Below are 10,236 nucleotides of genomic sequence, written 5' to 3' on the forward strand. Positions count from 1 at the left end.
ATCGGCAACCGCCTGCAACTCGCCCTCCGGCAGAGCCCGCAACAGATGAGGCTCAGACAGACCGTCCAAAATCGAGGTGTCCATCGCTGTCATGCCTTGAACCCGCTTGCCGGCCGCCCCACAAAGGCGTCGCGCTCTAAAAGAATCCGTCCGGCTGCGCTTATCATTGCGCGGCCGAGACGACATTGCCCTGCGATATCCATACCGATAACGCTCAGCTTTGGCACGCTGGCGACAGTCGGGAGCGTATCGCATCCATAGCTTTGTTGCCGGCACGCGACGGGATCAGCCATCGTCGAACCCTGCACAAGAACGCGCCAGTTAAGGACTTATCGTCCGACGATCAATGCAAACCGGCATTTTTCCGCATCGCTGCTCAGCTCGGGAATGATCCAGACCATGAAGCGCGTCGTCCTGATCTGCGTCACTCTACCTCTCTGCCAATTTGTTTTGCCACGGTCGGCCGATGCGGAAACCACCTTTCCGGCATTCCGCCTGACGCCCGAACCGAAATCCGATCGTCTGGTCCGTCCGTTCGAGGGATCGCTCGGCCGCCCGTGCGGCTATCGCTGGCGCGAGACGCCTTCGGGCACCCGCAAGGTTCGGGTCTGTTATTGAAGCGGATCGGGTATTGAGGGGCGCATTTCGCCGACGGCTGCTCGGTATCGTTCTCGCGGCGGGATGCTCGGTCCAGGCACCTTACTCACGTGCCGATGAATGCCCAGCTCACCTTCTTGGCGGAGGCCGACCGTCCCTCGTCGAGGTCAAGCTCGCGGCGAAGACGCTGCCTCTGTGCTTCTCGGCCTTCACGGTCCTTTCATTCGGGCGTCTCACGAACCCCGCTCTACGCCGCAGAGCACCTGACCCGGCAGGGCGTCCTCGCGGCACGCGACGTCGACCGGATTGATGCGTTCCACGACGAAGAGCGCCTGCCGAAGGACTTTCGCTCGGAGCTCGACGACTATGTCCGGAGCGGCTTCGACCGCGGTCACATGGCGCCGGCCGGCGACATGCCGACCGCGCAGGCACAAACCGAATCGTTCAGTCTTGGCAACATCGTACCTCAGGAGCGCACACTAAACCGTACCCTATGGGCCGCGATCGAGGAGAGCGTGCGGCGCCTCGCCATCGAGCGCGGAGACCTCTACGTGGTCACCGGTCCGATCTTCCAGGGGGCCGAGATCCAGACCATCAACGGCCGTGTGCTGGTGCCGACGCATCTTTTCAAAGCGGTCTACGATCCTAAAAGCCGCGAGGGTGCGGCCTATCTCGCGCCGAACGTTTCGGATGCCGAATGGAGGGAGATCGGTCTCGCCGAGTTGACGACGATCGCAGGCATCGATGCGTTTCCGCGTCGGCCTGCCGGGACGAGAACGATGAACTTGCCGGAACCGCGCTCCTATAGTCGCGACGGTGCTTCGACGCGGGATAGCCGGCGCGACGACTCGGTGGAAGGCTGGCTGCAGCGCAGCCTCGAACGCTTCGTCCGGTATGTCGTGCGTGAAATCCTTCGGGCGATCTTCTGATGGTGGAGGTTTCGAAGACCATGACCGAGCATTCACCGCCATCTTTCGTGCCCTTCTCGGACGACGCTGCGGTCTGCCAGTTCGGCGGGCTCTCGATTGAGAACGGAACCGACACGCTGGCACTCCATGGCACCGTCTCGATCACCCGTGATCGCGCCGGCCTTGGAAGGGCGCGAGCTCTGAAACAGGTCGTTGATCGCATCGTGGCGCGACTCGAGGCGCAGGATCTCCCGGCAGCCATAGCGGAGAAGACGACGAACACGGCGACTACGCGCAATCCCTTCGCCTGACATCGCTTCGCAGCCCGCCCACATGGCGGGCCATCACCTTGCCGTGGAGGGGGCGTGCTGTTACTCGAAACCTCACATCCTCATGACGAGCGGTCCAGGTACGGCAGGCGCCTCATTTGCGTGCCGCCGACAGGACCGCTCCCCCGGCGCAGGACTGTCTGCGACGACCGGCGAGCAACTGACAAGGACATCCCATGGCCCGCGAATTCATCTACCATATGAAGGGGCTGACCAAGTCGTATCTGGGCGGCAAGAAGGTCCTCGAGAACGTCAACCTGTCGTTCTATCCCGACGCGAAGATCGGCGTGCTCGGCATCAACGGATCGGGCAAGTCGACGCTTCTCAAGATCATGGCCGGTATCGACAAGGATTGGACCGGCGAGGGCTTCGTTGCCCAGGGCGCGCGCGTCGGTTACCTGCCGCAGGAGCCGCAGCTCGACCCCAATAAGTCCGTCCGCGAGAATATCATGGAGGGCGTTGCCGAGAAGCAGGCCTTGCTCGACCGCTACAACGAGCTCGCCATGAACTATTCCGAAGAGACGGCGGACGAGATGACCGCGCTCCAGGACAAGATCGAGGCCGGGAATCTCTGGGAGCTCGATTCGAAGGTCGACCAAGCGATGGAGGCTTTAGGGTGCCCAGGAGACGAACAGCCGGTGGCGACGCTGTCCGGCGGCGAGCGCCGCCGCGTCGCCCTGTGCAAGCTGCTGCTCTGGGAGCCTGAACTGCTGCTCCTCGACGAGCCTACCAACCACCTCGACGCCGAGACGGTGAACTGGCTCGAAGGCCATCTCAAGCAGTATCCCGGCGCGATCCTGATCGTGACCCACGATCGCTACTTCCTCGACAACGTCACCGGCTGGATTCTCGAACTCGACCGTGGCCGCGGCTACCCCTACGAGGGCAATTACTCGGCCTGGCTCGTGCAGAAGCAGAAGCGCCTGGAGCAGGAGGGCCGCGAGGACATGGCCCGCCAGCGCTCGATCGCCCGCGAGCAGGAGTGGATCTCGGCGTCCCCGAAGGCCCGGCAGTCGAAGTCCAAGGCCCGCATCACCCGCTACGAAGAGCTCGTCGCCAAGCAGAACAACAAGGTCGATGCCGCCGCGCAGATCGTCATCCCGATCGACGAACGGCTCGGCAACAACGTCATCGAGTTCGACCACCTCAACAAGGCCTTCGGCGATCGCCTGCTGATCGAGGACCTGTCGTTCAAGCTGCCGCCGGGCGGCATCGTCGGAGTCATCGGCCCCAACGGCGCCGGCAAGACGACGCTGTTCAAGATGATCACCGGCCAGGAGAAGCCGGATGGAGGCCGCATCGAGGTCGGCGAGACGGTGAAGCTCGGCTATGTCGACCAGTCGCGCGACGCCCTCGATCCGAACGCCACGGTCTGGCAGGAGGTGTCGGGCGGAAACGACATCATCTATTTCAACAAGCGCGAGATCAATTCACGCGCCTATTGCGCGGCCTTCGCCTTCAAGGGCGGCGACCAGCAGAAGAAGGTCGGCACGCTCTCGGGCGGTGAGCGCAACCGCGTCCATCTCGCACGCACGCTCAAGGGCGGCGCCAACGTGCTGCTCCTCGACGAGCCGACCAACGACCTCGACATGGAGACCCTGCGGGCGCTCGAAGACGCACTCGAGGATTACGCCGGCTGCGCCGTCATCATCAGCCACGATCGCTGGTTCCTGAACCGTATCGCGACGCATATTCTCGCTTTCGAGGGCGAGAGCCATGTCGAATGGTTCGAAGGCAACTTCTCGGATTACGAGGAGGACAAGAAGCGGCGCCTGGGAACCGATTCGATCATTCCGAAGAAGCTGAAGTACAAGAAGTTCTCGCGGTAAGGCCGCAGCTACCGCGCGGGAACGGTCTAGGCATCAACTGTGTTTGGGTCCCCGGATCTACCTGGGAGCCCAGCACCTTGATGAGCCGCTACCTCCGCCCGTTTCTGATCGTCACCGCGCTTCTTTTCGGATCGAGTGCCCTCGCTCAGGTGATCGATCGAACACCGGCGCCGGTCATCGAGACGGAGGAGCCGCAGCCCGGGCCGCCGCCGCCGCTTCCCGACCTGTCTGACCCCAATACGCGGTCGGCGGAATCGCTCGCCGAGCCAGGAATCGATTCGCCGATCCCGAAATCGCTGCGCAACTCCGGGACCAAGGCAGGAGGACCTGCGAACGATCTCAATCCAAGCGGCCGGCGTGAGGCGCCGCTTCCGGGGGGCTCGCCCCTTGACGCGGCAACGGGGCGGGACCTTTACCACGGCAATTATTGCGGCGTCGGCCAACGCGGCGAAGGGCTTCCTCCTACGGACGCGCTCGACGCAGCCTGCCAACGTCACGATTCCTGCTACGCGACCGCCGGCTATCGGTCCTGCGCATGCGACAAGACCCTGAAGCTAGAAGCCGCGATCGTGTCGGAGCGGCCTACCGTCTCTCTGCAGGTTCGCCAGCGCGCCTTGAGCGTCGCGGAGGCCGCCGAGGTCATGCAGTGCCAGACGCCCTGAGCTTCAGCCTCGCGCATGGAGCGTGATGGCATCGCGCAGGTCCGCCGCGTCGGTCAGCTTGCGTCCACGGCTGCGCAGGTCGGCGAGGAAAGCCCGGTCGGGGAAGGGACAGTAGGGAAGGATTTCGACCTGGCGGCCTGCCGGGATGGCACCCTCCGCAGCGATGGTATCCAGTACGGCGTCGAGGAGCACGCGTCCCTGCTCGTGCAGCAGGATCGAGGCCCGTGTCGCCGTGGTGCCTTCCGGCAGCTCAGTCCTATCCTGCGCCAGGATGGCTCCGGCATCGATCGCCACGGCGAGGCGATGGATCGTGACCCCGAAGGCGGGTTCGTTCTCGGCGAGCGCATGGATCGTCGGCACCGGTCCGCGATGGTGTGGCAGCAACCCAGGATGGACATTGAGCCCGCCGAGGCTCGCCCTGCCGAGTGTGGTGCCCGAGAGGATCTGGTCGAAGTGAAAGGTGACGATGAGATCGGGCTTCGCCTTTTCGAGCGCGCTCGTTATTTCAGGCCCGTTGACATCGTTGACGACCGTCGTCGGGATGCCGAGGCCGGCACAGAGACCCTTGAGCGGCGTCGCGCCGACGGCCTCCTTGGTTCCGAAGAACCGCTGGATCACCCCTGAAGCGGGAGAAAGAAGATCCGGGAGGCCGAAGTTGACCGCTAGGTAGGGTAGGAAGGCCGGACCGGACCGGGTGAGGTGGCGGCGGACCTGGCCGAAGAGCCCGCCTGAGCTCGGGCGCTCAGCGTTGGATAGGCCGACAAACACGATGTCGGCGGCATGGTCGTTCACGAACCGCCGCACCGCGCGCGCATTCGGCAGGGCCTCCAGGACGAACAGGGCAATGCGGGGCCGCTTCATCGACCACCTGTCGTTCGACTGCTCTTGCCGACCTTGAAGCTGAAGTCACGCATGCCAAGTCGGCGCAGGCGTTCCGGCAACAAGGCGGCGCCGCGGGCAAGCGCTGCGAGCGGTTGCGGGAAGGCGATGATCTCGTCGTCGCGCTCCAAGCCGCGAACGATGCGGCGGGCCGCTTCCTCGGCGCTCATCTCCATCGGCCGCCAGCCATCGTAATCTCCGCCCATGGCCGTCCTGACGTAGCCCGGCGTGACGACATTGATCTTCACGCCGCGATGCTTGAGCTTCGCCCTGAGCGCCAGGCCATGTGCGAGAAGCGCAGCCTTGGTGCCGCTATAGGCAGGCGCGTCGGGAAGAGGGGCGAAGGCTGCGAGCGACGAGATCAGGCCGATCTGCCCGCGGCCTCGCGCGAGCATCAGGGTCACGCTCGGAAGCGCGACGTTGAGTGCACCGTAGAGGTTCACGTCCACGGTCTCGAAAGCGGCCTCCTCGGTCTCGACCTCGCCGGACGGATTGCCGCCATTGATGCCGGCATTGGCGATGACGAGGTCGAGCCCGTGATCCGCATCGATCCGCGCTAGCCAGGCGCGAACCGCGGGGCGGTCGCGGACGTCGAGGCTCTCGCATAGTACGGTGGCGCCCTTCGCGCGACAGGACGCGGCCACCTCTTCAATGCGAGCGAGGCCGCGGGCATTGAGGATGAGGGTGGAGCCGGGCGTGGCGTAGCGGGCAGCCAGCGCGGCACCGATTCCGCTCGACGCGCCGGTGATCAGGATGGTGGGCATTGACCAACCGTTCGGGACAGGGAGGCGAGGCATAGCCCAGGCACCCGGTCCAATCGAGGGGGTTGTCGTGGCTGCGGGCTCCTCCAGCGCGTCAACTTGACGTCCGGCGCACGTTGTCGGTACGGCAGGGGCTACTCATCCTCCCGATTTCGGCTCGATGCCGCCGCAGCGCCGGGTTTAGCCTCCGGCAGGAAGCCTCGTCGTCTCAGCGGCATACCACCGCCGAGCCGATGCGGTCGACCCAGGAGACCGAGACCGAATGGATCAAGGCAAGGTCAAGCGCCTGTGGCCGCGGACGCTGTCGGCCGAAGCTGAGCCGCCGGGTCAGCAGCGAGGCGTGCCGCGGCTCGCCAGCGAACCGGTTTCCCGCAAGGTCCGACTGAAGGACCGTTGGCAGGACGGCTTCCTGCGGCTCCCCGCCACCGGAACAGATCGTTCCCTGAGCTACATCGTCGACGGCCTCGGCGTGTATTACGACGCCACTGCGCCGAGCGAACTCGAGATAATGCTCGAACAAGGCGGCTGGGAAGAGGAAGGCCTCGGCGAGCGGACCGCGTCCGGCATCGCCGAGTTGCGCCGGACAGCAATTTCGATCGACAACGATCCGCGCAGGGTCGACCTCGATGTCGCCCTATCCAAACGCGGTGCGATGGCGGACAGGCCCCGCGTCGTCGTCGTCGATCAGCCCCGTGGCGACCCTTCGATCGGCTTCGGGCTCGCGGGGGAGGAGCGATTCCCCGCCATGCTCGACGCGGCCATCGCCGAGAACGAGGGCGCGGAGGTTATCGTGGTGATGGACCCGGCAGTCCCGTTTCATTCGGGCCGCGGCCATCTCGACGTGATCGCCGAGGCGCGCGGCGCGCGCCTCGTGCAGGATCCACTCAATGCCTGGTCGGTGGTGGAGGGCTGCGCGCGGATCTACGTCGTCACCAGCCATGTCGGGTTCGAGGCGGCCTTGGCCGGTCGCCGGGTGACATGCTTCGGCATGCCGTTCTATGCGGGCTGGGGGTTCACCGACGACCGCCTCGACCTTGCCCGGAGGACTCGCCTGCGCACGGCCGCTGAGGTCTTCGCGGCGACTTACCTCGTCCGCTCGCGCTATTTCGAACCCTATGGCGGTGAGGCCTGCAGTTTCGAGGAAGCGCTCGCCATCCTCGGCCTGTCTGTGGCTAGGGGGCGCGAGAACGCGAAACGCACCCTCTGCCTCGGCTTCCCGTCCTGGAAACATCCCTGGCTGCGCAAGACATTGTCCACGGTCGGGGCAAGTCCGGTCATTGCCCGGAAGGGTTCGTCCGTCACCGCCGGTGACCTCTTCGGTTACGATCGCTTGGTCGCGTGGTCGAGTCGTGCGCCCGCGGGAATGCAGGCCGCCTGCGAGACGGCCGGTGTACCCCTGGTGCGGATGGAGGACGGGTTCCTCCGTTCGATCGGGCTTGGCGTCGCCTTGCGGCCCGGCGCCTCCTACGTCCTCGATTCCACCGGCATCTATTACGACGCGACGACCGCGAGCGACCTCGAGCGGCTCCTGCAGGACGAGCACTTCGATGCCGGCATGATCGAGCGCGCAGCGCGCCTTCGCGCCGCGATCGTCGATGCCCGCATCAGCAAATACAATGTCGGATCAGCGGCGATGCCGGCATTGCCGAAGGGACGTCCGGTCGTACTTGTCGCGGGTCAAGTCGAGGACGATGCTTCGATCAGCCTCGGCGCCGCCAGGGTGACCACCAATCTCGGGCTCCTGAAGCTGGCACGTGAGCGCAACCCGGACGCCACGATCGTCTTCAAGCCGCATCCCGACGTCGAGGCCGGCCTGAGACCTGGCCGAGTCGCGCCGTCCGACATCGCGAAGCTCGCCGATGTGGTGCTGCGAGACGTTCCGGCGCCGGACGCGATCGAGGCCGCTGACAAGGTCGAGGTCATCACCTCGCTGATCGGCTTCGAAGCGCTGCTTCGCGGCAAGCCGGTGACGACGCACGGCCTGCCGTTCTATGCCGGATGGGGCCTGACCGACAGCCCACCCTGCGAGCGTCGGACACGCGGTCTCAGCCTTGATGAACTCGTTGCGGGAGCGCTGATCCGCTACACGCGCTATCTCGATCCGCGCTCAGGTCTTGCATGCCCGCCGGAAGTGGTGGTTCGCCGCCTCGCGGATGGGGATCCCGGTCTAGCCCGGCGCGCGCCGACCCTTGAGGCGGCGCTGAAGCACGTCTGGTCGCTCGCCTTCCGTCGGGTCCTGCACCGGGATGGGTGACCACGTCCCGGCATGAATCCCGGGGGGGCTTGCGTCTCAGGCGTTCTGGAGACCATCGATCCCGAAACCCGGCTCGCCCCAGCGAGCTTCGGGAGCGCCACGGGCGGCCTTGGCGCGCACCTCGAGCCAGGCTCCGTCGGTGAGATCGAGCTTGCCAGCGGCAGCCTGCACAGCTGCGTTCAAGCCCTCGCGCTTGTAGTAGACACCGCGGATCTGGATATGGGCGACGATGGCCTTGAGGAAAGCGTTCCAAAGGTCCTGGCGCGGCTTGGTCCCTTGCGTCCAGAACGCGTCCAGAGATCCCTGGAAGGTGAGGCCATCGATGTCGTAGACCGCCTGGCCTAGGGTCATCACCGGCGTTTCCGCCCGCATCGCCCAAAGGCCGACGGTGCTGTTGACGGTGACGACGCCCTTCGACTTTTCGAGGAGCTTGGGTAGGTCGCCGCCATCGAGATAATCGACACGGTCCGCCACACCCCATTTCTGTGCAGAGCGGGCAACGATGCGGCGCCAGTTGCGAACGCCCGGATCGAGCGGATGCACCTTCACCATCAGCCTCGCATGTGCCGGAGCGTTCTGTGCGAAGGAGTTGATGACCTCGTGGATCGGGGTCTTCAGGTCGAAATACGGCGAGTAGGCCCGGAGCTGGAAGTCGTTCTCCATCTGCAGAGGCAGGACGTAATATGGCACGCCGGAGGCCTGGACCTCCTCGATCAGCCGGTTCGCCTTCGGCCCCTCGCGGCGCGCCTTCAGGATGTGCAGGCCGGTGCCGATATAGACCAGGGCCGGATGGTGGACCTGATGCGAGCGGTATCCGGGATGGAGGAACCACAGCCAGTTGCTGAGGAGGTGGTAGGCCATGTCCCAGATCACCTGGGTGGTGAAATCGTCCTTGAAGCGCGGCTTCAGGTCGAGTTCGGGCGCAGACCGAGCCAGTTCCATGATGGCCTCGGGATCGCGCGGGAAGCAGCTCTCGCCGGACATGCCGTTGCGCTCGAGCGTGATCCAGTCCGGACGCAGATAGCCGAAATCGGTGACGGTGATCTTTACGCCGCGGGCCTTTGCCGCCGTGATCGCCACCTTGTGGTAGTAGCGCTGTTCGCCGAGGAGAACGATATCGGTGACGCCTTCGCGATCGATCAGATCCGCGATGAAGGCCGGCCAGGCATCGCGCCGGCCCTTGAAGTTGACGGCGCCGGGACGGCGCCAGAACAGGCGGTCGCCGAAGCACAGGTTGACCCTGAGGCAGCGATGGCCGCGCGCTTCCAGTTCGTCGGCGATTTCGGCGAAGAAGGGGGTGATCGGCCCCTGGAGGAACAGGAACACCTGGCGGGCCGATGACGGACGCGGCGCGCTCTGGCGGGAGGGATGGTCGACGATCGTTGACAGGCTCGATCCCACGCTTGCACCCCGCCTGACGCACGTTCCGATACGCGGAACGGCCTGTGTCATCATCGTGCGAAGATTAGACCCGCCACTTCAGGGGGCAATGTCTTCGCGGCAACACCTCGACGCCGTCGACCGGACTTCAATCGTCACTCGGATGAGGAAACCGCTCGGACGCAAAGTCCTCGCCGCCTCGTCATCGGAACGGATTGTCGCGCCGCCGTCGCCGGAGCGGTTAAGAACCGAGATCTTGGCAGCATCAAGGACAGGATCTTCGGTTGCGCACCGGTTCTGCAAGTCGGCAAAGCTTGGCCGTGTCACAATCCGACCGTAAAAATCGACCAGCAAGCGGCGCTTCTCGCGCTTCCGATGAAGGAATAAGAGAAGCTTCAGCGTTGGTTAAGCCGATCGCAGTGTTTGCGTGCATCCATGGACCGAATGTCCCGTGCGCCGGACGGCGTGGCTGCACGCGACAACGAGGGTACGGTATGGTTCGCGTCTTCACACTCTCGGCCATGACGGCGGTGCTGCTCTCGGGCTGCACTTCGCTTCTCCCTGCGGCGGGTCCGACGACGAGCGCGGTTGTGGAGGGTGCGGATGTTGCGACGGCGCAGGGGACGTTTGCGCGCTA

8 protein-coding genes and 2 pseudogenes are annotated in these 10,236 nt (G+C 65.1%); 7 read left to right on the forward strand and 3 right to left on the reverse strand.

Annotated elements, in window-relative coordinates:
• Nucleotides 1-399 precede the first annotated feature (399 nt).
• From K2Y56_RS21665 to K2Y56_RS21685, 5 genes and pseudogenes are all read left to right on the forward strand, one after another.
• Complete coding sequence (locus K2Y56_RS21665; protein WP_292512618.1) at nt 400-618, forward strand: hypothetical protein; 219 nt, start codon at nt 400-402, stop codon at nt 616-618.
• A gap of 13 nt (nt 619-631) precedes the next feature.
• A pseudogene (locus K2Y56_RS21670) lies at nt 632-1,526 on the forward strand (DNA/RNA non-specific endonuclease).
• A gap of 20 nt (nt 1,527-1,546) precedes the next feature.
• Nucleotides 1,547-1,816, forward strand: a complete 270-nt coding sequence (locus tag K2Y56_RS21675) for a hypothetical protein (RefSeq protein WP_292512620.1) — start codon at nt 1,547-1,549, stop codon at nt 1,814-1,816.
• Nucleotides 1,817-2,010: 194 nt separating this feature from the next.
• A complete protein-coding gene (gene ettA / locus K2Y56_RS21680; RefSeq protein ID WP_292512622.1) occupies nt 2,011-3,663 on the forward strand; it encodes an energy-dependent translational throttle protein EttA in 1,653 nt (550 codons plus the stop codon).
• A gap of 80 nt (nt 3,664-3,743) precedes the next feature.
• Nucleotides 3,744-4,325 carry a phospholipase A2 family protein gene (locus K2Y56_RS21685; RefSeq protein WP_292512624.1) on the forward strand — a complete coding sequence of 194 codons (582 nt, stop codon included), beginning with the start codon at nt 3,744-3,746 and terminating at the stop codon, nt 4,323-4,325.
• 3 nt (nt 4,326-4,328) lie between these two features.
• Here the strand turns inward: K2Y56_RS21685 and K2Y56_RS21690 are convergent, their stop codons facing one another.
• Together K2Y56_RS21690 and K2Y56_RS21695 are read right to left on the reverse strand one after the other, a co-directional pair.
• Nucleotides 4,329-5,186, reverse strand: coding sequence for a formyltransferase family protein (locus tag K2Y56_RS21690; RefSeq protein ID WP_292512626.1), 858 nt, complete (start codon nt 5,184-5,186; stop codon nt 4,329-4,331).
• Complete coding sequence (locus K2Y56_RS21695) at nt 5,183-5,968, reverse strand: SDR family NAD(P)-dependent oxidoreductase (RefSeq protein ID WP_292512628.1); 786 nt, start codon at nt 5,966-5,968, stop codon at nt 5,183-5,185. The genes K2Y56_RS21690 and K2Y56_RS21695 overlap by 4 nt, the downstream gene beginning before the upstream one ends.
• Nucleotides 5,969-6,227: 259 nt before the next feature.
• On the opposite strand from K2Y56_RS21695, the gene K2Y56_RS21700 reads away from it, so the two are divergent.
• Nucleotides 6,228-8,219 carry a capsular polysaccharide biosynthesis protein gene (locus K2Y56_RS21700; RefSeq protein ID WP_292512631.1) on the forward strand — a complete coding sequence of 664 codons (1,992 nt, stop codon included), beginning with the start codon at nt 6,228-6,230 and terminating at the stop codon, nt 8,217-8,219.
• Nucleotides 8,220-8,255: 36 nt separating this feature from the next.
• Here K2Y56_RS21700 and K2Y56_RS21705 read toward each other — a convergent pair whose 3' ends face one another.
• A complete protein-coding gene (locus K2Y56_RS21705) occupies nt 8,256-9,620 on the reverse strand; it encodes a capsular biosynthesis protein (protein WP_292512634.1) in 1,365 nt (454 codons plus the stop codon).
• 473 nt (nt 9,621-10,093) lie between these two features.
• Between K2Y56_RS21705 and K2Y56_RS21710 the strand changes: the two are divergent.
• Nucleotides 10,094-10,236: pseudogene (locus K2Y56_RS21710) on the forward strand (sugar transporter); the annotation flags it as partial.

It is taken from the genome of Methylobacterium sp. (assembly GCF_019745455.1).
GTDB lineage: Bacteria > Pseudomonadota > Alphaproteobacteria > Rhizobiales > Beijerinckiaceae > Methylobacterium.

Bases quoted from the DNA above. Each gene is read 5' to 3' on its own strand.
- K2Y56_RS21665 (WP_292512618.1), top strand. From the start codon at position 400: ATGAAGCGCGTCGTCCTGATCTGCGTCACTCTACCTCTCTGCCAATTT.
- K2Y56_RS21695 (WP_292512628.1), bottom strand. From the start codon at position 5,968: ATGCCCACCATCCTGATCACCGGCGCGTCGAGCGGAATCGGTGCCGCG.
- ettA (WP_292512622.1), top strand. From the start codon at position 2,011: ATGGCCCGCGAATTCATCTACCATATGAAGGGGCTGACCAAGTCGTAT.
- K2Y56_RS21690 (WP_292512626.1), bottom strand. From the start codon at position 5,186: ATGAAGCGGCCCCGCATTGCCCTGTTCGTCCTGGAGGCCCTGCCGAAT.
- K2Y56_RS21685 (WP_292512624.1), top strand. From the start codon at position 3,744: ATGAGCCGCTACCTCCGCCCGTTTCTGATCGTCACCGCGCTTCTTTTC.
- K2Y56_RS21700 (WP_292512631.1), top strand. From the start codon at position 6,228: ATGGATCAAGGCAAGGTCAAGCGCCTGTGGCCGCGGACGCTGTCGGCC.
- K2Y56_RS21675 (WP_292512620.1), top strand. From the start codon at position 1,547: ATGACCGAGCATTCACCGCCATCTTTCGTGCCCTTCTCGGACGACGCT.